Origin of the sequence: Streptomyces sp. NPDC012637 (assembly GCF_042954805.1) — a bacterium.
Lineage (GTDB): Bacteria > Actinomycetota > Actinomycetes > Streptomycetales > Streptomycetaceae > Streptomyces.
Map to the genome: position 1 here is coordinate 431,819 of NZ_JBIBDS010000006.1, position 26,994 is coordinate 458,812.

A 26,994-nucleotide genomic window follows, 5' to 3' on the forward strand; every position below is an offset into this window, starting at 1 on the left:
CGCATACCCCCTGGTGAGGACCGGGCGCATCATGCAAGATCATTCCCATGACCAACACCAGCAGACGCACCGTCCTCGCCTCCATGGCGGCCGTGGCCGCCGGCCTGCCCACCCTCAACGCCGTCGTGGGGAACGGCGCGACGCCCGCCGCCGCGGCGGCCGACACGTACAGCTCCAACATGGAGCTGTACACCCTCAAGGCGGACCGGGAGGGCATCGACTGGATGCGCCGCTTCCGCATCGGCGGCGGCGCGGTCACGGACAACGGCCGCCACGCCAGCGTCCCCCTCAACAGCACGGCGGTCCTCGCGCCGCACGGCGGCGGCATCGAGGCGGGCACCAGCGAGCTGTGCATGGCCGTCGCGGGCTACAAGCCCTTCGACTACGACATCGATCCGGCGACCGCGGCGGAGCCGGACGAGCCGCAGCGCGACTTCTGGATGTTCGAGGCGCTGGCGTCCTCGTCCACGCAGCACGTCACCTCCACCCACTGCAACGACCCGGCCGCCGTGGCCGTCTGCAGCAGCAACCTGTACGCCGTCTCCCTCCACGGCTTCTCCTCCGAGGAGAAGAAGATCATCATCGGTGGGCGCGACGAGCGGCTCAAGCGCAACCTGTACGAGGCCTTCACCGCTTCCGGTTTCGCTTCCGCCATGGTCGTCGACGTGGTCATCGCGGCTCCCGGCGACCCCATCAACGGCGACGACAGCCGCAACATCGTCAACCGCACCCGCACCGGCGCCGGCGCCCAGCTGGAGATATCCACCCCGCTGCGCGAGGCCATGTTCGGCGACTTCTCTACCGGCGCCTCGCGCAGGAGCACGGCCGGCCAGACGAGCGCCGCCAGCCCCAAGGCCGACATGTACTGGAACGGCTTCGTCAAGAACGTGCGCCGGGCCATCGTGAACCACGAAATGGGCAAGGACCCCTTCTACATCCAGAAGCCCGAGGACCCGGACCCCAACCTTCCTGTCTGAGGTCGTCGCGGCGGCTCTTCCCGGGGCGTGAACCCGCCCCGGGGTCCTCTCGCGGCCCGTCAGGGCCACCCTCCGGCCGGTTCGACGGCCGGCCGGCCCGCCAGAGCGCGCTGGAGTTCGGCCATCCCCTTCGAGGTCTGGCTCTTGACGGTGCCCACCGATATCCCGAGGGCGAGCGCGGTCTCCCGCTCCGAGAGGTCGAAGGCGTGGCGCAGCACCACGCAGGCGCGCTTGCGGAACGGCAGGGCGCGCAGTGCGCTGCGCACGTCGAGGACGGCCGGCACGTCCGGGTCCTCGGCCCGCTCGGAGCGCCGGTCCCAGAAGAGCGCGATCCGGCGGCGTTCGCGCACCGCGCCGCGGATGCGGCTGCGGACGAGGTGGGCGACGACGCCGCGGGCGTAGGCGAGGGGGCGGTCGGCGCCGCGTACCCGGTCCCAGCGGTGCCAGAGGGCGACCATGGCGTCGGCGGCGAGGTCGTCGGCGGCGCCCGCCTCGCCGCTCACCATGTGGGCGAAACGGGCGAGTTCGGCGTAGTGGCGCTCGAAGAAGGCCCGGAACTCCGCCGCGTCGTCGCCCCGAGCACCACCGTCTTCCGCCGTACGGTCTCGGATTTCCGCGCCCATCGCCCGTCCTCCCTGCCGCACGCCGGCCGGCGGACTAGGCCTCCGCGGGGGCGGGTCCGGTGCTGCCGCGGTCGACGAGCTCGGGGGCGATCAGGACGGTGCCGGGCGGTTCGTGGCCGTCCAGGTGGGCGAAGAGCCGTTCGACCGCCCGGCGGCCCATCTCGTGGGCGGGGACGCCGATGGAGGTGAGCGGTACGGAGGCCTGGGCGGCGGCCTGTCCGGCGCAGACGGCGAAGACGGAGACGTCCTCGGGGACGGCGCGGCCGTCCCGGCGCAGGACGGCGAGCAGCGGTTCGACGGCGGCCTCGTTCTGGACGACGAGGGCGGTGGTGCCGGGGCGCTCCTCGAAGACGCGGCCGACGGTCGCGGCGACGGCGGCGTGCCCGCCGTCGCTGGGCCGGTGCAGCAGTCCGACGGACCGCTCGTCGGCCGCGGCGCGCAGCCCGCGCAGGGTGCGCTCGGCGTAGCCGGTGCCGCGGGCGTAGACGGCGGGCGGTTCGCCGAGGACGGCGATCTGGCGGTGGCCGAGCGCGGCGAGATGGTCCACGCACTCGGCGCCGGCCGCCTCGAAGTCGAGGTCGACGCAGCTGAGTCCGGTGGTGTCGCCGGGAAGCCCGATGAGGACGGCCGGCCGGCCGGCGGCCTTGAGGTAGGGCAGGCGGGGGTCCTCGAGCTCCACGTCCATGACGATCATCGCGTCCGCGAGTCGGCTGCCCTCGACCCGACGGATGGCCTCGGGCCCTTCCTCCCCGGTGAGCAGGAGGACGTCGTAGCCGTGGGCGCGGGCCGTGGTCGTGACGGCCATCGCGATCTCCATGAGCACGGGCACGTACATGTCGGTCCGCAGCGGCATCATCAGGGCGAGGATGTCGGTCCGGCTGCTGGCCAGGGCCCGCGCCCCGGCGTGCGGGCGGTAGCCGAGCTCCTCGATGCTCCGCTGGATGCGTTCGCGGGTGACCGCGGAGATGGACCGCTTGCCGCTCAGCACGTAGCTGACGGTGCTGGCCGAGACTCCTGCGTGCCGCGCGACGTCCGCGAGGGTGACCATGCTCTTCTCCGCCCGGTTCAAGCGCTTCGACGATGCGGGGTCGACCTTACCGTCCGGGACTCCGGTTGTGACCCCGGCGGACCAGGGAAGGCGGCACCCGTGGTGCGGCCGGGCGGGCCCCCTTCCCGAGGGCCGGCCCGGCCGATCGTACGCGGAGCGGGTGCTCTTCGCGGGGCGGCGGATTATTCGAGCAGTTCCGCGTACGAGCCCATGGCCAGGGCGATGTCCGCCTGGGCCCAGAAACGGTGGTAGGTGAACACCGGCGCGGCGCCGCCCGCCAGGTAGGCCTCGATCTTCGGCCAGGCCGGGTCGTTCTCGTAGAAGGAGCGGATCGAGGTGAAGGTGGACGAGGAGTTCACGGCGTCGCCGTTCGGCATCGTGCCGGTCCAGCCGCTCGGGACGTACACCGGGTCGTCGAAGCGGTTGTAGTCGGCGCGGGTCTCCGGGACGGCGATGCCCAGCGGGTCCTGGTGGTGGGTCCACATGCCGTCGAGGAGGGCCTTGGCGACCCGCTTGGCCTCGGCGTGACCGGACCTGGCGGCGTAGTAGGTCAGCGTCTTGGCGTAGGCGGCGGCGACGCCGACGTCGTCGGTGTAGTCGGCGACCGTGACATGGAGGCCCTTGTTGGCGCCGGGGCTCGCCGCGTTCCAGGTGTCGGGGGCGCCGCTCCACTGGAGGGTGGAGGGGACGCGGTAGGTGCCGTCGGGGTTGATCGTGGTCTTGGAGAGCGCCCACGTGACCCACTTGTCGAGCACGGTCTTCGCCTGGACGTCCCCGGTCTGCTGGTAGTACTCGGCGACGCGCTCCATCGACCAGGCCTGGAAGCCGAACCACTGGTTGGACGGCGGGTCGTGGTAGACGGGCTTCTCGTCGTAGAACAGGCCGTGGAAGGTCGGGGTCCCGGCCGGCGGGGTGGCGTAGCGGCCCTGCCAGCTGTTGGTGGCGCCGCCCGCGATGGCGCCCTCGTCGGACTGGAGCCAGCGGTAGAACTCCAGCTGCCGGGTGAGGCTGGTCGCCCAGTCCGCCGCGCCCGTCGCCGACTTGGGGCGGAGCGGGGCGTAGGCGCTCAGCGCGTACGCGGCGAGCGGGTTCTGGTAGCCGCCGTGGGCGTGGCTGGAGCCGATCCGCCAGGCCCAGCCGGCGGACGTGTCGGTGGCGCCGCCCCAGGCGTAGTACCAGGACAACAGGTAGTGGGAGCTGTTCTTGCCGCTGCCCGCCGGGCAGGCGGTCGGCCCGACGCAGTCGCCGGCCTTCTTGAAGTACTTGTCGAACATCGCGTAGCGCAGGTAGTCGCCCATCTTGGCGGCCTTGCCGACGGTGGCGGCGACCTGCGCGCCCTTGCCCTGCTGCTTGGCCCACAGGTCGGCCCAGTAGACGGCCTGGACGGCGCGGGCGTCGGCGTCCGGCGCGTTGGTGAACTTCCACTGCCTGGCATAGGAGTTGTCGCCGGTGAACAGGTCGAGGTAGCCGTTCGTCCCGCCGTAGGCGAACCGGTCGCAGGTGGGGTGGGTGACGGTCTCCCAGACGGACTCCTGCGGGCCGCGCTGGAAGGTGTTGACGTACGAGGGACCGGTGGCCGTCGGGCCGGCGGAGCACTTCCCGGGCTCGTTGCCGAAGCCGTAGACGTTGTCGACGTCCTGGATCCAGTGCATGCCGTAGACGTCGTCGGTGCCGTACGCGCTCTTCAGTTCGGCGGCCAGCGGGTCCGCGCCGGCGGTGACGGCCGGGTCGAGCCGCGCCGGGTACTGGGACGGCAGGTCCCACTCGGGCGCGTAGGTGGCGGGCTTGCCCGGCGTGTAGGAGGAGTTGGTGGGCTGGTCGGCGTGGGTGGGGATCATGTACTTCTCGAGGGTGTCCCACGCGCCGTTGAACTTCGACCAGTCACCGGTGATCTTCCCGTACATCGCCTGGAGCCAGACGAGGTAGCTGTACGCCTCCGAGGTCGTCTCGTGGCCGTGGTCGGGGGCCTCGACGATCAGGGTCTCGACGGAGTGGTACGGAATGCCCTCCGGCGAGAAGTAGCCGTTGGCCGGGTTGGTGATCTTCCCGTACAGGTCGAGGAAGCGGGCCTCGTAGGTGGAGCTCGCGGCCAGCTGGGCAACGGTGACCTCGGCCTTGGTGTGGCCGGGCGCGGTGGCGGTGAACACGGCGGTGCCGGTGCCGGTCTGCGCGGCGGCGACGGTCACCTTCTGGGCGGTGTTCCAGTTCGCCGGGGTGAAGGTGAGCGTGGCCGGGCTCGCGGTGAGGCCGGTGACGCCCGAGGTGCGGGCGACGCTCACGGTGACGTTCGCGCTGGGCTGGGTGGACAGCTTCAGGTCGAAGGTGCCGGTCGCGCCCTGGCGCACGGAGAGCTGGGCGGGGGTCGCGACGAGCGCGGGTCCTGCGGCGACGGTGATCCCGACCGGGGCGGACTCGCCGGTGGCGCCGAGGGAGTCGTAGGCCTTGGCGTAGAGCGAGTGGGCGCCGGCGGGCAGGGACGTGGCGCCGAGCGTGAAGGGAGCGGTCGTGTCGGTGCCGAGCAGGGTCGTGTCGCTGTAGAACTCGACCTTGCCGATGGTGGCGCCGTCGGCGGCGGCCGCGGTGGCGGCGAGCGGCACCGGGTCGCCCTGGGTGTAGACGGCGCCGGGCGCCGGGCTGGTCAGGACGGTGACCGGGGGCTGGTGGGCGCCGGTGCAGGGCGTGCCGTTGACGCTGAAGGAGGTCGGTGCCGTGTTGGTGCCGGTGTACGCGAACTGGGCGCCGGTCGTGACGGCGGCGCCGGCGGCCACGGTGCCGTTCCAGGAGGCGTTGGTGACCGTGACGGTCTTCCCGGTCTGGGTCCAGGTGCCGTTCCAGCCGTTGCTCAGTTTCTGGTCACCGGTGTAGGCGTAGCTGAGGGTCCAGCCGTCGAGGGCGGTGGCGGCGCGGTTGGTGAGGGTGAGCTCCGCGGTGAAGCCGGAGCCCCAGTCGTTGGTCCTGTAGTCGACGCTGCACTGCACGGCGGCGGCCTGGGCGGGTGGTCCGACCGCCAGGAGTGCGGCGGGGAGGGCGAGTACGGCGGCCAGCGCGATGAGGGGCCGGACCGGACGGCGTGGTCCGTGCGGCCTGCGGGGGCGTGATGGCATGCGGGTGGTTCTCCTCGCGGCTCGGAGTCGGGTGTGGTGCGAGCGGGTGTGGTGCGAGGGCGAGTGGTCAAGCTCTGAACCAGTGGGAGCGCTCCCACTGTGCAGACCTGACGAGACGCCGTCAAGACAGCCGAAGAGTCGAAGGCACCTGATGCGGAATTTTGCTCGACTCCTCTTTTCCTTGGCGGCGGTTGCCGCTACGGTCTGCCCGACCAGTGGGAGCGAATCCATCCCGTCGGCGCACCGGGCTCGGTGTGCCCTCGCTGCGAGGACTCGCTCATGCGACATCCCCCACGTCTGACGGCGCTGCTCGCGGGAGCGGCGCTCACGGCGGCGAGCACCGCTCTCGTCGTCTCGGGTACGGCCTCGGGAGCCGCGTCCGCACCCGCCTGCACCGTGGAGTACGCGATCGTCGGCCAGTGGACCGGCGGTTTCCAGGGTGCCGTCACCCTCACCAACAACAGTGCCGCGCTGAGCGCTTGGCAGCTCGGCTTCGACTTCCCGGCCGGCCAGGTCGTGAGTCAGGGCTGGGGCGGCAAGTGGTCCCAGTCCGCCGGGGCCGTGACCGTCGTCAACGAGAGCTGGAACGGCGGGCTCGGGACGGGCGCGAAGGTGACGGCCGGCTTCATCGCCTCCTGGACGGGCACCAACCCGGCCCCGGCGGCCTTCACGCTGAACGGCGCGCCGTGCGACACGGCCGGAACCCCGACGCCCACTCCGACCCCCACCCCGACTCCGACCCCGACGGACCCGACCACCCCGCCGACGACCCCTCCCCCCACCCCTCCGACTCCGGTCACCGGCGCACCCGAGCTCGGCGTCACCGGCAACCGGCTCACCGACCAGAACGGCGCGACCCGCCGCCTGCTCGGCGTGAACCGCTCCGGAGGCGAGTTCATGTGCGTGCAGGGCCACGGCATCTGGGACGGCCCGGCCGACGACGCCGCGATCAGGGCCATCGCCGACTGGAAGGCCAACACGGTCCGCATCCCGCTCAACGAGGAGTGCTGGCTGGGCCTCGACAACATCAAGCCCGAGTACCGGGGCGAGAACTACGTGACCGCCGTGAAGGACCTGGTCGCCAGGGTCCTCGCGCACGGCATGACCCCGGTGGTCGAGCTGCACTGGACGTACGGGCAGTACACGGGCAGCTCCTCGGGCTGCGGCGACGTCCACGCGTCCTGCCAGAAGCCGATGCCGAACGCCCGGTACACCCCGGCGTTCTGGACCTCGGTCGCGAACACCTTCAAGAACGACAGGCGGGTCGTCTTCGACCTGTTCAACGAGCCCTATCCCGACCGGGCGACCTCCACCGCCGCCCAGGCCTGGTCCTGCTGGCGCGACGGCGGCAGCTGCCCCGGCATCGGCTACGAGGTCGCCGGCATGCAGGACCTGGTGGACGCGGTCCGCGCGACGGGCGCGAAGAACCTCGTCCTCGTGCCCGGCATCGCGTACTCCAACGACCTGAGCCAATGGCTCCAGCACCGCCCCACCGACCCGGCGGGCGGTCTGGCCGCCGCCTGGCACGTCTACAACTTCAACGCCTGCGCCGACGAGACGTGCTGGAACGCCACCCTCGCCCCCGTCGCCGCCCAGGTTCCCCTGGTGGCGGGCGAGATCGGCGAGAACACCTGCGCACACGCGTTCATCGACCGCGTCATGAAGTGGTTCGACGACCGCGGCCTCTCGTACCTGGGCTGGACCTGGAACACCTGGAACTGCAACTCGGGTCCCGCGCTGATCAGTTCGTACGACGGCACCCCCACCGCATTCGGCATCGGGCTGCGCGACCGCCTGCGCTCCCTGAACGGAAACTGAAAGGGACACCCACCACCATGAGCCGCACAACCACCCGTACCGCCCTGCTCGCGGCCCTCGGCCTGATCGCCGCCACCGGCGCCACGGCCACCGCGCTGAGCACCGCCACCGCCGGCGCCGCCGCCGCGGGCTGCAAGGTCGACTACCAGATCGCCAACCAGTGGAACACCGGCTTCACCGCGAACGTCACCGTCACCAACCTGGGCGATCCCGTAAGCGCCTGGAACCTGGGCTGGTCCTACGGCGGTGACCAGAAGGTCTCGCAGGGCTGGAACGCCGACATCACCCAGTCCGGCGCCGCCGTCACCGCGAAGAACCTCTCGTACAACGGGACGCTCGCCACGGGCGGTTCGACCTCCTTCGGCTTCAACGCCACCTACAGCGGCACCAACGCCGTCCCGGCGAGCTTCACGCTGAACGGCGTGACCTGCACCGGCTCGGTGCCGCCCACCACGCCTCCGACCACCCCGCCGACCACTCCCCCGACGACACCGCCGCCGGCCGGCACGAAGGCCGACAACCCGTACGTCGGGGCACGGGTGTACGTGAACCCGGAGTGGTCCGCGAACGCGGCTGCCGAGCCGGGCGGCACCCGGGTGTCGAACCAGCCCACCGGTGTGTGGGTGGACCGGATCGCCGCCATCAACGGCGCGAACGGCGCCATGGGCGTGCGGGCGCACCTCGACGAGGCGCTGCGGCAGAAGGGCGACGGCGAGATGGTCGTCCAGTTCGTCATCTACAACCTGCCCGGCCGGGACTGCGCGGCGCTCGCCTCCAACGGCGAACTCGGACCGACGGAAATCGACAAGTACAAGACCCAGTACATCGACCCGATCGCGGCGATCTTCTCCGACCCGAAGTACGCGGGCCTGCGCATCGTCACGACGCTCGAGCTCGACTCCCTGCCCAACCTCGTCACCAACGTGAGCGGCCGCCCGACGGCGACCGCGAACTGCGACGTGATGAAGGCCAACGGCAACTACGTCAAGGGCGTCGGCTACGCCCTGAACAAGCTGGGTGCGATCCCGAACGTCTACAACTACCTGGACGCCGGCCACCACGGCTGGCTGGGCTGGGACGACAACTTCGGCCCCTCCGCCGAGCTGTTCAAGACGGCGGCGACGGCCGAGGGCTCCACCGTCGCCAACGTGACCGGCTTCATCGTCAACACCGCGAACTACAGCGCCCTGAAGGAGGAGAACTTCTCCATCGACGACTCCGTCAACGGCGTCTCGGTCCGCCAGTCCAAGTGGGTCGACTGGAACCGCTACACCGACGAGTTGTCGTACGCGCAGGCGATGCGCGACAAGCTGGTCTCGATCGGCTTCGACTCCAGGATCGGCATGCTGATCGACACCTCCCGCAACGGCTGGGGCGGTACCGCCCGGCCGGCCGGGCCCGGTGCGAAGACGGACGTCAACACGTACGTCGACGGGGGACGTTACGACCGCCGCATCAACCCCGGCAACTGGTGCAACCAGGCGGGCGCGGGCCTCGGCGAGCGTCCGAAGGCGGCCCCGCAGCCGGGCATCGACGCGTACGTCTGGATGAAGCCCCCGGGTGAGTCCGACGGTGCCAGCTCGGAGATCCCGAACGACGAGGGCAAGGGCTTCGACCGCATGTGCGACCCGACGTACACGGGCAACCCCCGGAACAACAACAACATGTCGGGCGCGCTCCCGAACGCCCCGCTCTCGGGCAAGTGGTTCTCGGCCCAGTTCCGGGAGCTCATGCAGAACGCCCATCCGGCCCTGTGACGCACCCCTGACCCACCCCCCGGGCGGGCCGGAGCCCTCGGGTTCCCGGCCCGCCCACGGGCGTGGGCGGCCGCGTCGACCGCACGCTCAGGACGACTCCCGCACCACCAGCTCCGTCGGCAGCACCTGGTGCGCGCCCTCCTCTGCCGCCGTCGCCTCCCCGGCCAGCTCCCGCAGCAGCATGCGGGCCATCGTGCGGCCCATCTCCTCGATGGGCTGGCGGACGCTGGTGAGCGGCGGGTCCATCAGCCGGGCGACGGCCGAGTCGTCGACGCCGACCAGCGCCACGTCGTCCGGCACGCGGCGGCCGGCCTCGCGCAGGACGCCGCGGGCGCCGGCGGCCATGACGTCGGAGGCGGCGAACACGGCGTCCAGGTCCGGCGCCCGGTCGAGGAGCGCGCGCATGGCACGCCGGCCGCCCTCCTCGGTGAAGTCGCCGGTGGCGACGAGGAGTTCGTCGGCGTCGAGCCCGGCCGCCGCGACGCCCTCGCGGTAGCCGTCGAGGCGCGCCCGGGCCACGTACATGTCGAGGGGACCGGTGATGGTCGCGATGCGGCGGCGCCCGCGTCCGGCGAGGTGGGCGACGGCGGCGCGCCCCGCTCCCGCGTTGTCGGAGTCGACGTAGGCGGCGGGCTCGTCGGCGGTGCGCCGGCCGTTGAGGACGACGGGCAGGCCGAGTTCGCGGACCCGCTCGGGCAGCGGGTCGTCGGCGTGCACGGAGGCGAGCAGCACGCCGTCCACGCGCTGCGCGGCGAGGTACTGCTCGAAGCGCTCGCGCTCCCGCTCGCTGCGGACCAGGGTGAGCAGCAGCTGTTTGTCGGACGCGCCGAGCTCGGCGCTGATCCCGCGGATGATGTCGAGGAAGTACGGCTCGGCGAAGAGCCGCGCCTCGGTCTCGGGGATGACGAGGGCCACGGCGTCGGTGCGGCTGCCCGCGAGGGTGCGGGCGGCCTGGTTGGGCACGTACCCGAGCTCCTCGATGGCCTGTTCGACGGCCTCACGCGCCTGTTCGCTCACCCGGGGCGAGCCGTTGATGACCCGGGACACGGTGCCCCGGCCGACCCCCGCCCGGGCCGCGACCTGTTCCAGCGTGGGCCTGCCACTGTGCCGTCCGCTCACGCCCTCGTACTCCCCTCGTGCGGCGTCGCCCCGTACCGTGCGGCGATCAGGTCAAGATAGGCCACCGCTCCCGCCCCCGTCGCAAGCGGCACCGGACGGCGCCCGTCCGGCACCCCGTTCGACAACCGATGCATGGGAGCGCTCCCATGCTACGCACATCCCGGCACCGGACGAATTCGCGTTCATGTCTTGACACCTCCACCCGGAAGGCAGGAACCTTCCGGCAACAACGACGTGGGAGCGCTCCCATAACTGGCACGAGCAGGCACCACCTTTTGGACGAGGAGAGTGGCATGCGCACTACCAGCAGCAGACCGGCCCCCGGCCGCGCCCGCCGAACCGCGCTCGCGGCGGTCGCGGCCCTGACCGCCGGCACGACCCTGCTCACCGGCTGCGGCGACGGCGGGGACGGTGGGGACTCCGCCGACGGCGGCACGATCACGCTGCGGGTCGGGACCTTCGGTTCCTTCGGCTACGACAACAAGACCGGCGCCAAGCTGTACGCCGAGTACGAGAAGAGCCACCCGAACATCAAGATCGTCGAGTCGAACGTCGCCGACGGGCAGAAGTACTGGGACACCCTCAAGCTGCGCCTCTCCCGCAACAGCGGTCTCGCCGACATCCAGGCCGTCGAGGTGGGGTACATCGCCGAGGCGACCGGTCCCGCCATGGCCGACAAGTGGGTGGACCTCTCCAAGACCGGCGGCGCCGACGTCGGCGCCTTCCTCGACTGGAAGGTCAAGCAGGCCACCACCGCGGACGGCAAGGTGATCGGCCTCGGCACCGACATCGGCCCCATGGCCATCTGCTACAACAAGGAGCTCTTCGCCAAGGCCAAGCTGCCCACCGACCGCACCGAGGTCGGCCGGCTGTGGGCGGGCGACTGGGGGAAGTTCCTGGAGACCGGCAAGACCTACCAGAAGAGCGCACCCTCCGGCACCTTCTTCCACGACTCCGCGAGCGGCCTGTTCAACGCCGTCGTCAACAGCGACCCCGAGCAGTACGCGAACTCCCAGGGCGAGCTCGCCTGGGAGACCAGCCCCGGCGTGAAGAAGGCCTGGGACACCGCCGTCGAGGCGGCACAGAGCGGCATCACCGCCAAGCTGCGGCAGTTCGACGAGAAGGGCACCTGGAACGCCGCCTTCAAGAACGCGAAGTTCGCCACGGTCGCCTGCCCCAGCTGGATGACCGGCATCATCAAGGACCAGGCCGGCAGCGCCAACCAGGGCAAGTGGGACATCGCCGCGCCACCCGTCTCCGGCAACTGGGGCGGCTCCTTCCTCGCCGTGCCCAAGTCCGGCAAGCACGCCAAGGAGGCCGCGGAGCTGGCCGCCTGGCTGACCGCCCCGGCCCAGCACGCCAAGGTGTTCGCGGTCAACGGCAACATCCCGTCCACCAAGGACACCCTGTCCTCCGCCGCCGTGGTCGACGCCAGGCTGCCGTACTTCGGCGACACCCCCGTCGGCCAGATCTACGCGGCCGCGGCGGCCCAGATCAAGCCCGCGCCCATCAGCCGCTGGGACGGCCAGGTGAAGACCTTCCTCACCGACAACGGCATCCTCGACATCGAGCAGCGCGGCACCGATCCGGCGAAGGCCTGGGAGAACGTCAGGAAGCTGGTCGACGACAAGATCGACCAGTAGCGGGAGGCGGCGGGGCCCCGGCCGCGGAGCCGACCGGGCCCCCGCCCCAGCGCACCGACCGCGCCCCGCCGAACCCACCCCACGCCCCACCCGTACGCACCGACCTGGAAGGACGCCCCCGTGGCCACCTCCGTACGGGCGAGGAACGGCGGCTCCCCGCCGCCCGACGCACCGCCCGCCCGCTCCCGGCGCCCCGGCGCCCGCCGCCCGGACGACGGCACGTCCGCCCTGCGCCGCCGGCTCTACCGCTGGGACCTGAAGGCGACCCCGTACGCCTTCGTCGCCCCCTTCTTCCTCACCTTCGCCGCCTTCGGCCTCTTCCCCCTGCTCTACACGGGCTGGCTCTCGCTCAACCGGGTGGAGCTCGGCGGCGAGCCGGAGTGGCGGGGACTGGAGAACTACACCGGCCTCGCCGACAGCGAGTTCTTCTGGAACGCGCTCGCCAACACCTTCACCATCGGCGTGATCTCGACCGTGCCGCAGCTCCTCATGGCGCTCGGCCTCGCGCACCTGCTCAACTACCGGCTGCGCGGCCGGGGTTTCTTCCGGGTCGCCGTCCTCGCCCCGTACGCGACCTCCATCGCGGCGGCGACCCTGGTCTTCGCCCAGCTGTTCAACACCGACTACGGTCTCATCAACTCGGCGCTCGGTCTGGTGGGCTTCGACCCGGTCGACTGGGAGTCGTCCAAGTGGCCCGCGCAGATCGCCATCTCGGTAATCGTCACCTGGCGCTGGACCGGCTACAACGCGCTCATCTACCTTGCCGCGATGCAGGCCGTGCCGCAGGACCTGTACGAGGCGGCGGCCCTCGACGGGGCGTCGCGCTGGCGCCAGTTCCTCAGCGTGACGATCCCCTCCATCCGTCCGACGATCCTGTTCACGATCATCGTCTCGACCATCGGCGCGACCCAGCTGTTCGGCGAGCCGATGCTCTACGGCGGCAGCGTGGGCATCTCCGGCGGCAGCGGCAACCAGTTCCAGACGCTCAGCCTGCTGATGTACGAGAAGGGCTGGGTCACCGGGGCGCTCGGCCAGGCCTCCGCCATCGCCTGGGTGATGCTGCTGCTCCTGCTCCTCGTCGGCGGCGCGCAGTCGCTGATCGCCCGCGCGAACCGCAAGAAGCTGGGGGCCTGATCCCGTGCGCACTCGTTTCCGGCAGACCGCCGGCCGGCAGCACCACGCCGGGCCGCTGACCTACGTCCTGCTCGGCCTCGCCGCGCTGGTCTCGCTCTTCCCGCTGTACTGGAACCTCGTGGCGGCCTCGCACTCCGGCGAGCGGGTGGTCACGGCGCCCGCGCCGCTGCTGCCCGGGCCGCGCCTCCTCGACAACCTGTCCTTCGCCTGGAACCAGGTCGACATGGGCGAGGCGCTGGTCAACACGACCGTGGTGGCCTCCCTCGTCGCCCTGTCCACGGTGCTCTTCTCGACCCTGGCCGGATTCGCCTTCGCCAAGCTGCCGTTCAAGGGCCGCGGCGCCCTGCTGACCCTGGTCGTCGCGACGATGACCATCCCGCCGCAGCTCAGCGTGATCCCGCTGTACCGGATCGTCACCGACCTCGGCTGGGTCGACCAGCTCCAGTCCGTGGTGCTGCCGTCCCTGGTGGCCGCCTTCGGCGTGTTCTTCATGCGCCAGTTCCTCATCGAGGCGCTGCCCGTGGAGCTGGTGGAGGCGGCCCGGATGGACGGGGCCCACTCGCTGCGGATCGTCTGGCACGTGGTCTTCCCGGTCGCGCGCCCGGCGATGGCCGTCCTCGGGATGCTGGTGTTCGTCCAGGCGTGGAACGACTTCTTCTGGCCGTTCATCGCGCTCACGCCCGACGGCAACCCGACCCTCCAGGTCGCCCTCGCCGGGCTCGGCGCCGGCAACCACAGCGTCGACCAGGCCGTGGTCCTGACCGGCGCGCTGATCTCCACGGTGCCGCTGCTGCTGGTCTTCGCGCTGCTCGGCAAGCACATCGTCGGCGGGATCACCGCGGGCGCGGTCAAGAGCTGACGCCCGGCCGCCGATTCCTTCTCCGTACCGCCGCCGTGCCTCCCGGCACGCCCGTGGCACGTCCGTCACCCGTCTCTGTGTTGGGAGCGCTCCCCTATGACCGCGTCCGAAACCCGGCCGCTGACCGCCGTCCGCCGATTCCCGTCCGACTTCCTGTGGGGCGCCGCCACCGCCGCGTACCAGATCGAGGGGGCGGCGGCCGAGGACGGCCGTACCCCGTCCATCTGGGACACCTTCTCGCACACGCCGGGGAAGGTCTTCGAAGGGCACACGGGCGACGTCGCCGTCGACCACTACCACCGGTTCCGCGAGGACGTCCGGCTGATGTCGGAGCTGGGGCTCAACGCCTACCGGTTCTCGGTGTCCTGGTCGCGGGTCCAGCCGACCGGGCGGGGTCCGGCGGTGCAGAAGGGACTCGACTTCTACCGGCGGCTCGTCGACGAGCTGCTCGCGGCCGGGATCGAGCCGGCGCTCACCCTCTACCACTGGGACCTGCCGCAGGAGCTGGAGGACGCGGGAGGCTGGCCGGAGCGGGCGACGGCGGAGCGGTTCGCCGCGTACGCGGGTCTGGTCGCCGAGGCCCTGGGCGACCGGGTGAGCCGCTGGACCACGCTCAACGAGCCCTGGTGCAGCGCGTTCCTCGGTTACGGATCCGGGGTGCACGCCCCGGGCCGTACGGATCCGGTGGCCGCGCTGCGCGCCGCCCACCACCTCAACCTGGGGCACGGGCTCGCGGTACAGGCGCTGCGGTCGGCGCTGCCGGCCGGGGCGAAGCTGGCGGTCTCGCTCAACCTCCACGAGGTGCGCCCGCTGACGCCGTCGGCGGAGGACCGGGAGGCGGCGCGGCGGATCGACACCGTCGGCAACGGCGTCTGGCTGGGACCGATGCTGGACGGGCGCTACCCGGAGGAGCTGTTCGCGGACACCGCGCACCTCACGGACTGGGGGTTCGTACGGGCCGGTGACGAGGCGACGGCCGGGCAGCCGCTGGACTGGCTGGGCATCAACTACTACACGCCGACGGTGGTGTCGCGGGTCGCGGACGGCGAGGCGAAGCCGCAGGACGACGGGCACGGGAACAGTGCGTTCTCGCCGTGGCCGGGCGCGGACGACGTCGCCTTCCACCAGGCGGACGGGGCGCGGACGGCGATGGGCTGGCCGGTCGACCCGTCGGGTCTGGAGGACCTGCTGACCCGGGTGTCGGCCCGGTACCCGGGTCTTCCGCTGGTGGTGAGCGAGAACGGCGCGGCGTACGAGGACGTGGTCGGCGCGGACGGTTCGGTGCACGACCCGGAGCGGGCCGCGTACGTCCACGCGCATCTGGAGGCGCTGCACCGGGCGGTGGAGGCCGGCGCGGTGGTGCACGGCTACTTCCTGTGGTCGCTGCTCGACAACTTCGAGTGGGCGTACGGCTATGCGAAGCGGTTCGGCGCGGTCCACGTGGACTACGCGACGCTGCGGCGCACGCCCAAGTCGAGTGCCCGGTGGTACGCGCGAGTTGCCAGGTCGGGCGAGCTGCACGCGCCGGGGGCGGAAGCCTGACGGTCCGTCCGTGGAGGTACGGTTCCGGGGCGGTTCCGCGCGCCCGGGAACCGTACCGTGACGGAGGAAGTGCGAGGCAATGGCCGAGATCCACAAGACCACGATGACGCCGACCAAGCTGGAGCTCCTGGAGACCTGGCTGCCGACCCGCCCCTGGTACAGGGGCGGCGAGGGCACGCTGCCCGTCCTGGAGAAGGCGGGCGGGTTCCGGCTCGACGACCCGGAGGGCGAGGTGGGCATCGAGTTCGCGGTGGTCGCGGACACCTCCGGCGAGGAGGTCCACTCCTACCTGGTGCCGATGACCTACCGGGGAGCGCCGCTGGAGGGCGCCGAGGGTGCGCTCATCGGCACCTCGGAGCACGGCGTGCTCGGCACCCGGTGGCTCTACGACGGAGTGCACGACCCGGTCCTGCTGGCCGAGTTGACGGCGCTGCTCCAGGGCCGGGCGGTGCCGCAGGCCCAGAGCGTGTCGGACACGCCGGACCCGACCGTCGAGGCGTCCTTCGACGGGACCGGCGCGTTCGACGCGTCGGCCGCGCCGGTCGTGGAGGACGGTGCGTACGGCACGGACGTGCGGCTGGGCGCGGACGCGCCGCTCCTGCTGCGGCTGGCGCGGGTGCTCGACCCGAAGGCCACGGGCTCGCGCGGCCAGGTGACCGCCGACTGGCGGCTGCCGGACGGTGAGGAGCGGCGCGGGGCGTACGTCCTGGTGTTCGACGCGGCCTGAGGCCGCCGGACGGCCGGTCCGTCCGGCCGCCGGACGGCCGGTCCCCTCAGAAGACGGACAGGCCGGTGATGGTGGTGAACCGGTCGAGGGCGGTGACGCCCGCGACCGAGTTCCCGCGCTCGTCGAGGCCGGGGCTCCACACGCACAGCGTGCAGCGGCCCGGGACGACGGCGATGATGCCGCCGCCGACTCCGCTCTTGCCAGGCAGTCCGACGCGGTAGGCGAAATCGCCGGCGGCGTCGTACGTGCCGCAGGTGAGCATGACCGCGTTGACCTGTTTGGCCTGGCTGCGGGTGAGCAGCCGGGAGCCGTCGGCGCGGATGCCGTGGCGGGCGAGGAAGCCGGTGGCGAGGGCGAGGTCGGCGCAGGAGGCCTCGACGGAGCACTGCCGGAAGTACTCGCGCAGCAGGGTCGGCACGGGGTTGGCGATGTTGTCGTACGAGGCCATGAAGTGGGCGAGGGCGGCGTTGCGGTCGCCGTGCGCGGTCTCGGAGGCGGCGACGTCGCGGTCGAAGTCGAGGTCCTGGTTGCCGCTCTCGGCGCGCAGGAAGTCGAGCAGGACGCCGGAGGCGTCGCCGGTGATGCGGTGGAGCTGGTCGGTGACGACGAGGGCGCCGGCGTTGATGAAGGGGTTGCGGGGGATGCCGTTCTCGTACTCCAGCTGGACGAGCGAGTTGAACGGGCTGCCGGACGGCTCGCGGCCCACGTGGTCCCACAGTGGGTCGCCCTTGCGGGCCAGGGCCAGGGCGAGCGTGAACACCTTGGTGACGGACTGGGTGGAGAAGGGCCGCTGCCAGTCCCCCACGCCGTACACCGTGCCGTCGAGCTCGGCGACGGCCATGCCGAAGCTTCCGGGGTCGCCGGAGGCGAGCGCGGGGATGTAGTCGGCGGGCCGTCCTCGTTCCGTGAGGTCGGCGATCTCCTCGGCGATCCGGTCGAGGACGGGTTCGAACGTCAACAGCATGCGCACATCATGCGCCGGGCGGTCACCGGGTGCTGTCAGTGCCCCCCCTCTATGATCATTCCGGTGTCGCTCGGATCGCGGCATCCGGCCACGAGAGGGCCGCTCAGGGACGGGGCTTCGTGGTGCGACGACAGATGCGGCGCGGCCTTCGGCTCGCGCGCACGGGGGCGCTCGTCTCCACGGCCGGCACGCCCGGGGTGACGCCGCCGTGCGGTGGGTACGCGGAGATCGACCACGTCTTCGTCCGGGGGAGCGCCCTCGCCGGGCCGTACGGCGGGGACTCGCTCGCGGTCCCGACGGTGTGCACGGGCGTCGCGGCCTGCTCCGACCACCGGTTACTCGTCGGTACGGTGACGGTCGGGTAGCGGCCCGCCGGTCCCGCCGCCGCGGGGCGGCGGGTCCGGCCGGCGGCCGGACAAGTGGCGGAGCCGGTGCGTCCGGGTGAGGGTGGCCTGGGGGGCGAACGGGAGTGAGGTGAGCCGGGTGCCGTTGACCGCGGATGAGCCGGGAGCGCCCTGCTGGCTGAGTCTGGCGGCGCGCGACCTCGACGCCGCCGAGGAGTTCTACGGCGCTGTGCTCGGCTGGACCTTCCGGCGCGGGCCGCTGGGCCAGGGCTTCTCCGTCGGCGAGCGGGACGGTGTGCCGGTGGGCGGGATCGGCGAGGTCGCCGTCCGCATGGGCGTACCCGTGGCCTGGACGGCGTATTTCGCGGTCGCCGACGCGGACGCGGCGGTGGCGCGCATCCGGGAGCGCGGCGGCACGGTCGGCGTCGGCCCGGTGGCCTTCCCGCCGCGCGGCCGGGCGGCGCTCGCCACCGATCTGGAGGGCGCGGCGTTCGGGGTGTGGGAGGGCCGGATCTCCTCCCGCTGGCGGCTCGGCGAGCACCACGCTCCCGCCTGGCTGGAGCTGCACACGCGCAACGCGTTCGACGCCGCGCTCTTCTACGGCGGCGTCCTGCAGTGGGTCGACGGCAACGCGGACCGCTTCGAGGTGGCGTACGAGGACGAGCAGGTGGTGCTGCGCACCCACGGCGAGGCGGTGGCCCGGCTGAACAGCGGCCCGGTGGAGGCGGCCTCGGCGCAGCCGCAGCTGCGCCCGCGCTGGCTGGTCCACTTCCGGGTGCCCGACCTGGAGCGGGCGACCACGGCCGTGCTCGACCGCGGCGGCGCGCTGATCCCGGAGGCCGACCAGGGGTGGCCGACCGCGGGGGCCCGCTGCGTGTCGGTCCGTGACCCCCAGGGCGGGCTGTTCACGCTGGACGCGTCGCCGGAGGCGGAGGGCTGAGGGCCCGCGGTCAGCTGCCGGCGGGCCCCGGCGGTGTCAGGCCGAGCTCCTCGCCTTCGGGCAGAGGTGCGAACCAGGACTCGGTGGCGGCCTCGGTCACCTCGGGGAGGGTCGGCGGGGTCCACCGCGGGTTGCGGTCCTTGTCGACGACCTGGGCGCGGATGCCCTCGACCAGGTCGGGCGAGCGCAGGGCAGCGCGGGACAGCCGGAACTCGGTGTCGAGGGCCGCTTCGAGGGAGTCCAGCGTCCGGGCGCGGCGGACCGCGGCGAGGGTGGCCTTGAGGGCGGTGGGCGAACGGGTGAGCAGGACGGTGGCGGTCTCCTTGGCCTCCGGGATCCCGGAGTCGCCGAGCCGCCGCACGATCTCCTCGACGGTGTCGGCCCGGTAGCACTCGTCGATCCACTCGCGCTGTCCCGCGAGCTCGCCGGGCGGCGCCGTACGCGCGAAGCGGGCGACGGCCTCGGCCGCGGGGAGGCGGGTGAGCTCGGCGGCGAGCGCCGGCAGGTCCGCGGCGGGCACGAAGTGGTCGGCGAGACCGGTCAGGAGCGCGTCGGCGGCGCCGGCCTGGGTGCCGGTGAGGGCGAGGTGGGTGCCGAGTTCGCCGGGCGCGCGGCCCAGCAGCCAGGTGCCGCCGACGTCGGGCACGAAGCCGATGCCGGTCTCGGGCATGGCGACCCGGGAGCGCTCGGTGACGACGCGGACGGAGCCGTGGCCGGAGACGCCGACGCCGCCGCCCATGACGATGCCGTCCATGAACGCCACGTAGGGCTTGGCCAGGCGGGCGATCCGGGCGTTGAGCCGGTACTCGTCGCGCCAGAAGTCGAGGGTCGCGGTGCCGCCCGCGCGGGCGTCCGCGTGGATGGCCCGGATGTCGCCGCCCGCGCACAGCCCGCGCTCCCCCGCGCCCCGGAGGACCACGGTCGTCACGGCCGGGTCGTCCTCCCAGGCCGTGAGTGCCTCGTCGATGCGCCGCACCATGGCGTGGGTGAGCGCGTTGATGGCGCGCGGCCGGTTGAGGGTGAGGAAACCGGCGCGGCCCCCGGTGTGGACGAGGACCTCCGGTTCGGGGAGGCCGGCGGGTACCGACATGCTGTGTGTCCTTACGGCGGGCCGAAACGATCTTCCGTCCACCGTAACGTCCCCGGTCGCTCCCGCACAGGCCCTTCCGTCCGCTAGCGTACCCGCGGGTAACACGTGGATCGAAGGCGACCGAGGGGAGCGGACACATGACGGACGCGGTGCGACGGTGGAGTCTCGAGGAGTCGGTGCGGGTCGACGCGGACCGCTCGACCCTGTACGGCCTGGTGTCCGACCTGCGGAACATGGGCCGCTGGAGCCCGGAGTGCCGCGGGGTGTGGGTGCGTCGGCCGCCGGTGCGCACCGGCACCCGGTTCGTCGGGTTCAACCGGCGCGGACCGTTCCTGTGGTTCACCACCGGCCGGGTCACGACGGCCCGCCCGGGCGAGGAGTTCGTCTTCGACGTGGGCGTCTTCGGTCTGCCGATCGCGCGCTGGGGCTACCGCTTCGAGACCGAGGAGGGCGGCACCCGGGTCACCGAGACCTGGCAGGACCTGCGCACCGGCCGTGGCGGTGGGCTCGCGAGCCTGCTCGGGACGGTGTTCGCGGGGACGAACCCCGAGCGCCGGATCGCCGTGAACCGGCACGGCATGCGCACCACGCTCGCCCGTCTCGCAGCGCAGGCCACGGCGGTCCGAAGCGCCGGCTGACCCGGCCGGGGCCACCCCGGCCGGTGGCTCTCCGTGGCGGCGCGTCCCGCTGCTCTCCGTGACCGTTGCCCCGCCGCTGCGCCGCGCGGACACGCCCGTGGCGTCCCCCCGTTTCCCCTGGGGGCGGCGCCGGGGGCAGCATGGAAGGAGGCCCCGGCGAGCAGGGCGGGAAGGAGCGCACCGTGACGCGACGCGCGGACCGGTCCCGCGGCGAGCCGCGGGGACGGCCCACCGGGCTGCGGAGCGTAGCCGGGCAGGTCTTCACCCTGCAGGCGATCATCGCGCTGCTGCTCGTCGCCGCGGCGGCGTTCGCGATCGTCCTCCAGGACCGCCACGACAGCGAGCGCAACGCCCGGAACCGTTCCCTGGCCGTCGCCGAGACCTTCGCCCACGCGCCCGGCGTCGCCGAGGCCCTGCTGGCCGCCGATCCGACCGCAGAGCTGCAGCCGCGCGCCGAGGCGGCCCGGATCGGCTCCGGCGTCGACTTCATCGCCGTGCTCGCTCCGGACGGGGCGCGCTACACCGACTCCGACCCCTCCCTCATCGGCCAGCGGGCCAGCGGCGACATCGGCCGGGCCCGGGCCGGGGAGTCGTTCACCGAGATCTTCCGCGGCGCTCCGAACGACGCGGTCCGCGCCGTCGTCCCGGTCCGGGACGACAGCGGGACCGTGGTCGGCATGGTGACCAGCGGCATCGAGGTGGCGACGGTCGGCGAGACGGTGGAGTCCCGGCTGCCGCTGCTGTTCAGCGCCGCCGGGGTCGCCCTGGTGCTCGCGCTGGGCGGCGCGGCCCTGGTGAGCGTACGGCTGCGGCGGCAGACGCACGGTCTCGGTCCGGCCGAGATGACCCGGCTCAAGGAGCACCACGAGGCCGTGCTCCACTCCGTGAAGGAGGGCGTGGTCATCGTCGCGGGCGACGGCCGGCTGCTGCTCGCGAACGACGAGGCGCGCCGACTCCTGAAGCTGCCGGAGGACGCCGAGCGGCGCCATGTCCGCGAGCTGGGCCTGGAACCCCGTACCGCCGCGCTGCTGTTGTCCGGACGGGCCGCGACGGACGAGGTGCACCTGGCCGGGGACCGGCTGCTCGCGGTGAACGTCCGGCCGACGGCCGACGGCGTCGCCGACGGCGGCTGCGTGATGACCATGCGCGACACGACCGAACTGGCCGCGCTGACCGGCCGGGCCGAGGTGGCGCGGGGCCGGCTGCGGCTGCTGTACGAGGCGGGCACGCGGATCGGCACGACGCTGGACGTCGTACGGACGGCGGAGGAGCTGTCGGAGGTGGCGGTGCCGCGGTTCGCCGACTTCGTGACGGTGGAGCTGCTCGACCCGGTGGTGCGCGGCGAGGAGCCGTCGGGCGCGTTCACGGAGATGCGGCGGACGGCGCTGAGCGGGGTGAGCGAGGAGACTCCGCTGCAGCCGGTCGGTGACCTGATCCGGTTCGTGGTGCCGACCACGCCGATGGCGTCGGCCCTGGAGGAGGGCCGGGCGGTGATCCAGGCGGATCTGGCCGCGGCGCAGGGCTGGCGGGCGCAGGACCCGGAGGGCGCGGCGCAGGCGCTGGCGTACGGGCTGCACTCGCTGCTCACGGTGCCGCTCCTGGCCCGTGGCGTGGTGCTGGGGATGGCGAACTTCTGGCGCGGCGAGGACTCGCCGGAGCCGTTCGGCGAGGAGGACCTGTCGTTCGCGGAGGAGCTGGCGGCACGCGCGGCGCTGGCGATCGACAACGCGCGCCGGTTCACCCGCGAGCACTCGATGGCGGTGGCGCTGCAGCGGAGTCTGCTGCCGCGGGTGCTGCCGGACCAGACCGCGATGCAGGTCGCCTACCGCTATCTGCCGGCCAAGGCGGGCGTGGGCGGCGACTGGTTCGACGTGATCCCGCTGCCGGGGGCCCGGGTGGCGCTGGTGGTGGGCGACGTGGTGGGGCACGGGCTGCACGCGGCGGCGACGATGGGCCGGCTGCGGACGGCGGTGGCGAACTTCTCCACGCTCGACGTGACACCGGACGAGCTGCTGAGCCATCTGGACGAGCTGATCGACCGGCTCGGCGAGGAGATCGAGCCGGGTCTGCAGCGCGAGGGCGGGGCCGGCGAGGCGGAGAAGGGCGGCGCCGAGGGCTCGGCGGGCGCGACCTGTCTGTACGTCATCTACGACCCGACGACGGGCTCGTGCACGATGGCGAGTGCCGGGCATCCGGGGCCGGCCCTGGTCCGGCCGGACGGCACCGTGGAGTTCCCGGCGGTGCCCGCCGGGCTGCCGCTGGGTCTGGGACTGGGCGACCGGCCCTTCGCGTCGGCGCGGCTGAAGCTGGAGCCGGACAGCAAGCTGGTGCTGTTCACGGACGGGCTGCTCGAGAGCCGGGAGCGGGACTACGACTCCGGCCTCACGCTGCTGCGCCAGGCCCTCGCGCGGCCCGCGCGGTCCGCGGAGCAGACCTGCGCGGACGTGCTGGCGGCGCTGCTGTTCCCGGTGCCGGCGGACGACATCGCGCTGCTCGTGGCGAGCGCCCACCGGATCCCGGCTGACCGGATCGCGGAGTGGGAGGTGCCCTCGGACCCGTCGGCGGTGGCGCCGGTGCGGACGGCAGCGGCGGCGCGGATCGCCGAGTGGGGCCTGGAGCACGTCGGGTTCACGGCGGAGCTGGTGCTCAGCGAGCTGATCACCAACGCGATCCGCTACGGTCGGCCCCCGGTGAACGTACGGCTGGTGTACGACCGGGTGCTGATCTGCGAGGTGTCCGACGGCAGCAGCACCTCGCCGCACCTGCGGCACGCGACGGACACCGACGAGGGCGGCCGCGGGCTGTTCCTGGTGGCCCAGTTCGCCCAGCGCTGGGGCACCCGCTACGCCCGCCGCGGCAAGACCATCTGGGCCGAGCTCCCGGTCGCCCCGGACCACCCGGGCGGCAACGGCGCGGGGCCGGTTCCCGACCTGGACGCCCTGGAGGACCTCGCCTGGTGATCCTCGCCTAGGGTCGGGTCGAACCGATTCCCTCGGAGGAGAGCCGATGACGAGTCCGGCCGGCACCGGAGCTCTGCACCACGTGGAGATCTGGGTGCCCGACATAGGCCGCGCCGCGGCCTCGTTCGGGCCGCTGCTCGAAGCACTGGGCTACACGCCGTTCCAGAGCTGGGAGCGGGGACGGAGCTGGCGGCTCGGCGCCACGTACCTGGTCTTCGAGGAGTCCGCGGCGCTGACCGCCGGCACCCACGACCGGCTGCGCCCGGGCCTCAACCACCTGGCCTTCCACGTGGCGACCCGCCCCGAGCTCGACCGGCTGGTCGACGAAGCCGTCCGGGCGGGGTGGCGGCTGCTGTTCGCCGACCGCCATCCGCACGCGGGCGGCGAGCAGAGCTGCGCCGGGTATCTGGAGAACCCGGACAGGTTCGAGGTGGAGCTCGTGGCGTCGGAGTGGTGAGCACGGCGCACCGGCGGCGAAGGGCCGCACCCGCCCCCGGTCATCCACTCCACCCGTAGTACTCTCCGTGGAGTAATCGCGTACGGGCGAGAACCGGCCGCAGGACGGGAGTGATGACGGTGGCGCGCAGGAACCCGGAGCGCCGGGCGGCGCTCGTCGACGCCGCGATCGAGGTGCTGGCCCGCGAGGGCGCCCGGGGCCTCACCTTCCGGGCTGTGGACTCCGAGGCGGCCGTCCCGCCCGGCACCGCGTCGAACTACTTCGCCAACCGCGACGACCTGCTCACCCAGGCGGGCGCCCGCGTCTACGAGCGGCTCCAGCCGGACGAGGAGACGATCGCCCGCCAGCAGGCGGCGAGCCCGGACCGTGAGACCTACACGCAGCTGATGCGGGAACTCGTGGGCCGCGTCAGCTCGTTCCGTACCGGCTACCTCGCCCTCCTCGAACTCCGCCTGGAGGCCACCCGCCGCCCGGAACTCCGCGCGGTCCTCACCGCCCGGGTCCGCGCCGACGTCGACTACAACGTCACCTACCACGAGGCCTCCGGCCTCCCGGGCGACGCGACCGCCGTCAAACTCCTGATCCTGGCCTTCAACTGGCTGATCGTCGAGCAGCTCACGCTGCCCGACGTCTTCCCGGAGGAGGAGCGCGACGCGCTGATCGCGGCGGCGGTGGACCGGATCGTCGGCGGATCACCGGCCTAGGCCGCTTCTTTCGGATCAGGTCCGGACACGCCACGGCCCCGGCCGAGATCCGGAAGAGACGGCCTGGTCGACCACCGCCGCGCGGCCGGACCGCCGCGGTCACAGCCGGTCGGCGAACCAGGCCGCCGCCAGCGTGCCCACCCCGGCCAGGGCGCCGGGCTCCTCGAAGAGATGGCCCGCGCCGGGAATGGTCACGAGCTGGTGCTCGCAGCGCAGCATGCGCTCCGCGCGGTGGTTGAGGTCCAGGACCAGCGAGTCGGCGCCGCCGACGATCAGCAAGGTGGGCGCGGTGACGTCGGGCAGGCGTTCCTCCGCCAGGTCGGGGCGGCCACCGCGCGAGACGACGGCACCGACGGTGCTGCCGGGTTCGGCCGCGGCCCACAGGGCCGCCGCCGCGCCCGTGGAGGCGCCGAAGTAGCCGGGGCGCAGCTCTTCGGTGCCGGGCCGGCCGGCGAGCCAGTCGGTGGCCCGGGTCAGGCGCTCGGCGAGCAGCGGCGTGTCGAAGACGTTGGCCCGGTCGGCGGCCTCGGCCTCGGTCAGCAGGTCGAAGAGGAGCGTGCCGAGCCCGGCGCGGTTGAGGGTCTCGGCGACCGCGCGGTTGCGCGGGCTGTGCCGGCTGCTGCCGCTGCCGTGCGCGAAGAGCACCACGCCCGAGGCGCCGTCGGGCACGGTGAGCCGCCCGCCCGCCTCGGGCCCGCCGAGCGGGACGCGGACCTCGGTGTCCACGCCGGCCTCCCCGCGCCGCAGCCGCAGCGTGGCGACGACCTCCTCGTCCGGGGTCTGCGCGAAGTCCTGGTAGAACTGCCCGATCGCGTAGAAGTCGACGGGCTCGCGCACGCAGTACGTCTGCTCGGCCGCGTCGCCGACCCGGGTCCTCCAGCCGCGCGGCGCGACCGGCACCGCGAGCACGATGCGGCCGGCGCCGCGGGCCCGAACCACCTGGCACGCGGCCAGCGCGGTCGCCCCGGTCGCGAAGCCGTCGTCGACGACCACCGCGGTGCGGCCGGCGATGTCGGCCGGTTCGCGGGCACCCCGGTAGCGGCGGGCCCGCTCCTCCAGGACGGCCCGCTCGCGCCGTTCGACGTCGGCGAGGTCCTGCTGCGAGACCCCGCCCCGGGCGATGACCTCCTCGTTGAGGACCCGCACGCCGTCCTCTCCGATCGCGCCCATGGCGAGCTCGGGCTGGTACGGCACGCCCAGCTTCCGGACCAGGCAGATGTCGAGGGGCGCGCCGAGCGCGTCGGCGACCTCGGCGGCGACGGGCACCCCGCCGCGCGGCAGTCCCAGGACCACCGGGTCCTGTCCTTCGAGGTCCACCAGAAGCGCGGCGAGCTGCCTGCCCGCGTCGGTGCGGTCGGTGAAGTACATGTCCGCTCGCCTTCCTGCCCGCCCGTGCGGGCCGGCCACGCCGGGCCGGTCACACGGGCGTGGCCGTCAGGGCCGGTCCGCCGGGCTCCCCGGCGGGAGCGGGGTCGATCCGCATCCCGTACGGGCGGCTGATCCGGCCGAGCGCGTCGTGGAGCCATCGCACGTCCTGCTCCGGGGCCCGCTCCAGGCGCAGCCGGCGGCTGCGCAGCGGCACGAGCCGCACCCGCACCAGGCTGCCGTCCGTGTCGTGGACGGAGACGAGGTGGAGGAGCCGCAGGTCGTCGCGGTAGCGCTCCTGTCCTGTGATGCCCTCGTAGTCGTTGACGAGATCGCCGCAGCCGTGCAGGACGAGCCTGCCCCGGTACGTCTCGAGCGGCCGCGGGTGGTGCGAGGAGTGCCCGTGGACGATGTCGGCGCCCGCGTCGACGAGGGCGTGGCCGAAGGAGACCTCGGCGCGGGCGGGGGCGTAGCCCCAGTTGGATCCCCAGTGGACGGACACCACCACGAGGTCGCCGGGGCGCCGGGACGCGCGCAGCCGGGCGAGGAGCCGGGCAGCGGCCGGGTCGTCGGGTCCGGTCGCCTGGTGGACGCCGCCACGCCGGGCGGTGGCGGCCCAGTCGCGGGGCACGCCGCTGGAAGAGAGTCCCAGCGCGTGGACGACGAGCCGACGGCCGTCGGGCAGCGGGACTTCGGCCGGCCGCCGCGCCTCCTCGGCGTCGCGGCCCGCGCCGGCGGTGCGCAGCCCGGCGTCGGCGAGGGCGTCCAGGGTGTCGTCGAGTCCGCGCCTCCCGTAGTCGAGGACGTGGTTGTTGGCGAGGACGACGACATCGGGGCGGACGGCGGTGAGCGCGGGGAGGTTGGCCGGATCCATACGGTAGTGGACGGCCTTGCCGGGTGTGGGCGCGTCGTTCCGGGTGACCGCGGTCTCCAGGTTGACGACGCGGGCGGCCGGCCCGGCGGCGTCGAGCAGCGCGAGCGCCTCGCCCCAGGGGTAGTCGGGCGCGGCCTGCCGGGGCACGGGCCCGGAGACGGCCTCCGCGAGCGTCACGTAGTCCCGCGCGTCGCGCACGTACCGCTCGGGCAGCGCCGGGTCCAGCGGATGGGGAAGGATCTGGTCGACTCCCCGGCCGAGCATCACGTCGCCGCAGAGGAACAGTCCGGTCAGACCGCCGCCCATA

Annotated in this window: 22 protein-coding genes; 14 read left to right on the forward strand and 8 right to left on the reverse strand. The window is 73.1% G+C overall.

The features are described 5' to 3' along the window. Window positions 1–47 precede the first annotated feature (47 nt). On the forward strand, window positions 48–977 hold the full coding sequence (locus ACFY8W_RS25055) for a poly-gamma-glutamate hydrolase family protein (protein WP_391109210.1): 930 nt from the start codon (window positions 48–50) through the stop codon (window positions 975–977). 59 nt (window positions 978–1,036) lie between these two features. Here the strand turns inward: ACFY8W_RS25055 and ACFY8W_RS25060 are convergent, their stop codons facing one another. The 3 genes from ACFY8W_RS25060 to ACFY8W_RS25070 form a co-directional block, all read right to left on the reverse strand. Continuing rightward, window positions 1,037–1,600, reverse strand: coding sequence for a SigE family RNA polymerase sigma factor (locus ACFY8W_RS25060; RefSeq protein WP_391109213.1), 564 nt, complete (start codon window positions 1,598–1,600; stop codon window positions 1,037–1,039). Between the two features lie 34 nt (window positions 1,601–1,634). Next, window positions 1,635–2,648: a substrate-binding domain-containing protein gene (locus tag ACFY8W_RS25065; protein WP_391109216.1), complete on the reverse strand. Its 1,014-nt coding sequence runs from the start codon at window positions 2,646–2,648 to the stop codon at window positions 1,635–1,637. 182 nt (window positions 2,649–2,830) lie between these two features. Next, window positions 2,831–5,752: a glycoside hydrolase family 48 protein gene (locus ACFY8W_RS25070; protein WP_391109218.1), complete on the reverse strand. Its 2,922-nt coding sequence runs from the start codon at window positions 5,750–5,752 to the stop codon at window positions 2,831–2,833. Window positions 5,753–6,031: 279 nt separating this feature from the next. On the opposite strand from ACFY8W_RS25070, the gene ACFY8W_RS25075 reads away from it, so the two are divergent. Beyond that, entirely contained in the window at window positions 6,032–7,570 is a 1,539-nt protein-coding gene (locus ACFY8W_RS25075; protein WP_391109220.1) for a cellulase family glycosylhydrolase, read from the forward strand. A 17-nt stretch (window positions 7,571–7,587) separates the two neighbouring features. After that, window positions 7,588–9,327: a glycoside hydrolase family 6 protein gene (locus ACFY8W_RS25080; RefSeq protein ID WP_391109222.1), complete on the forward strand. Its 1,740-nt coding sequence runs from the start codon at window positions 7,588–7,590 to the stop codon at window positions 9,325–9,327. An 87-nt stretch (window positions 9,328–9,414) separates the two neighbouring features. On the opposite strand, the gene ACFY8W_RS25085 is transcribed toward ACFY8W_RS25080, so the two are convergent. Next, on the reverse strand, window positions 9,415–10,446 hold the full coding sequence (locus ACFY8W_RS25085) for a substrate-binding domain-containing protein (RefSeq protein ID WP_391109224.1): 1,032 nt from the start codon (window positions 10,444–10,446) through the stop codon (window positions 9,415–9,417). 293 nt (window positions 10,447–10,739) lie between these two features. On the opposite strand from ACFY8W_RS25085, the gene ACFY8W_RS25090 reads away from it, so the two are divergent. The 5 genes from ACFY8W_RS25090 to ACFY8W_RS25110 all read left to right on the forward strand — a co-directional run bounded on the left by ACFY8W_RS25090 (window position 10,740) and on the right by ACFY8W_RS25110 (window position 16,351). Continuing rightward, window positions 10,740–12,089, forward strand: a complete 1,350-nt coding sequence (locus ACFY8W_RS25090) for an extracellular solute-binding protein (protein WP_391109227.1) — start codon at window positions 10,740–10,742, stop codon at window positions 12,087–12,089. A gap of 120 nt (window positions 12,090–12,209) precedes the next feature. Then, on the forward strand, window positions 12,210–13,223 hold the full coding sequence (locus ACFY8W_RS25095) for an ABC transporter permease subunit (RefSeq protein WP_391109230.1): 1,014 nt from the start codon (window positions 12,210–12,212) through the stop codon (window positions 13,221–13,223). A 4-nt stretch (window positions 13,224–13,227) separates the two neighbouring features. Next, window positions 13,228–14,082, forward strand: a complete 855-nt coding sequence (locus ACFY8W_RS25100) for an ABC transporter permease subunit (protein ID WP_391109233.1) — start codon at window positions 13,228–13,230, stop codon at window positions 14,080–14,082. A 96-nt stretch (window positions 14,083–14,178) separates the two neighbouring features. Further along, window positions 14,179–15,624, forward strand: coding sequence for a GH1 family beta-glucosidase (locus ACFY8W_RS25105; protein ID WP_391109236.1), 1,446 nt, complete (start codon window positions 14,179–14,181; stop codon window positions 15,622–15,624). Window positions 15,625–15,703: 79 nt separating this feature from the next. Beyond that, entirely contained in the window at window positions 15,704–16,351 is a 648-nt protein-coding gene (locus ACFY8W_RS25110) for a 1,4-alpha-glucan branching protein (RefSeq protein ID WP_391109239.1), read from the forward strand. A 46-nt stretch (window positions 16,352–16,397) separates the two neighbouring features. On the opposite strand, the gene ACFY8W_RS25115 is transcribed toward ACFY8W_RS25110, so the two are convergent. Further along, on the reverse strand, window positions 16,398–17,315 hold the full coding sequence (locus ACFY8W_RS25115) for a glutaminase (RefSeq protein WP_391109241.1): 918 nt from the start codon (window positions 17,313–17,315) through the stop codon (window positions 16,398–16,400). A gap of 119 nt (window positions 17,316–17,434) precedes the next feature. Between ACFY8W_RS25115 and ACFY8W_RS25120 the strand changes: the two genes are divergently transcribed. Next, window positions 17,435–17,680, forward strand: coding sequence for a hypothetical protein (locus ACFY8W_RS25120; protein WP_391109243.1), 246 nt, complete (start codon window positions 17,435–17,437; stop codon window positions 17,678–17,680). A 118-nt stretch (window positions 17,681–17,798) separates the two neighbouring features. Then, window positions 17,799–18,599, forward strand: a complete 801-nt coding sequence (locus ACFY8W_RS25125; protein ID WP_391109246.1) for a VOC family protein — start codon at window positions 17,799–17,801, stop codon at window positions 18,597–18,599. 10 nt (window positions 18,600–18,609) lie between these two features. Here the strand turns inward: ACFY8W_RS25125 and ACFY8W_RS25130 are convergent, their stop codons facing one another. Next, window positions 18,610–19,689 (reverse strand): 3-hydroxyisobutyryl-CoA hydrolase, encoded by a 1,080-nt coding sequence (locus ACFY8W_RS25130; protein WP_391109248.1) that lies wholly within the window; start codon window positions 19,687–19,689, stop codon window positions 18,610–18,612. 137 nt (window positions 19,690–19,826) lie between these two features. On the opposite strand from ACFY8W_RS25130, the gene ACFY8W_RS25135 reads away from it, so the two are divergent. From ACFY8W_RS25135 to ACFY8W_RS25150, 4 genes are all read left to right on the forward strand, one after another. Then, window positions 19,827–20,327 carry an SRPBCC family protein gene (locus ACFY8W_RS25135; RefSeq protein WP_391109251.1) on the forward strand — a complete coding sequence of 167 codons (501 nt, stop codon included), beginning with the start codon at window positions 19,827–19,829 and terminating at the stop codon, window positions 20,325–20,327. A 140-nt stretch (window positions 20,328–20,467) separates the two neighbouring features. Further along, window positions 20,468–23,287: a SpoIIE family protein phosphatase gene (locus ACFY8W_RS25140; RefSeq protein ID WP_391109254.1), complete on the forward strand. Its 2,820-nt coding sequence runs from the start codon at window positions 20,468–20,470 to the stop codon at window positions 23,285–23,287. Window positions 23,288–23,333: 46 nt separating this feature from the next. Further along, a complete protein-coding gene (locus ACFY8W_RS25145) occupies window positions 23,334–23,744 on the forward strand; it encodes a VOC family protein (RefSeq protein WP_391109257.1) in 411 nt (136 codons plus the stop codon). Window positions 23,745–23,863: 119 nt separating this feature from the next. Next, on the forward strand, window positions 23,864–24,448 hold the full coding sequence (locus ACFY8W_RS25150) for a TetR family transcriptional regulator (protein WP_391109678.1): 585 nt from the start codon (window positions 23,864–23,866) through the stop codon (window positions 24,446–24,448). 99 nt (window positions 24,449–24,547) lie between these two features. Here ACFY8W_RS25150 and ACFY8W_RS25155 read toward each other — a convergent pair whose 3' ends face one another. Beyond that, complete coding sequence (locus ACFY8W_RS25155) at window positions 24,548–25,816, reverse strand: phosphoribosyltransferase family protein (RefSeq protein WP_391109260.1); 1,269 nt, start codon at window positions 25,814–25,816, stop codon at window positions 24,548–24,550. A gap of 49 nt (window positions 25,817–25,865) precedes the next feature. Further along, window positions 25,866–26,993: a CapA family protein gene (locus tag ACFY8W_RS25160; protein WP_391109262.1), complete on the reverse strand. Its 1,128-nt coding sequence runs from the start codon at window positions 26,991–26,993 to the stop codon at window positions 25,866–25,868. Between the last annotated feature and the right edge of the window lies 1 nt (window position 26,994).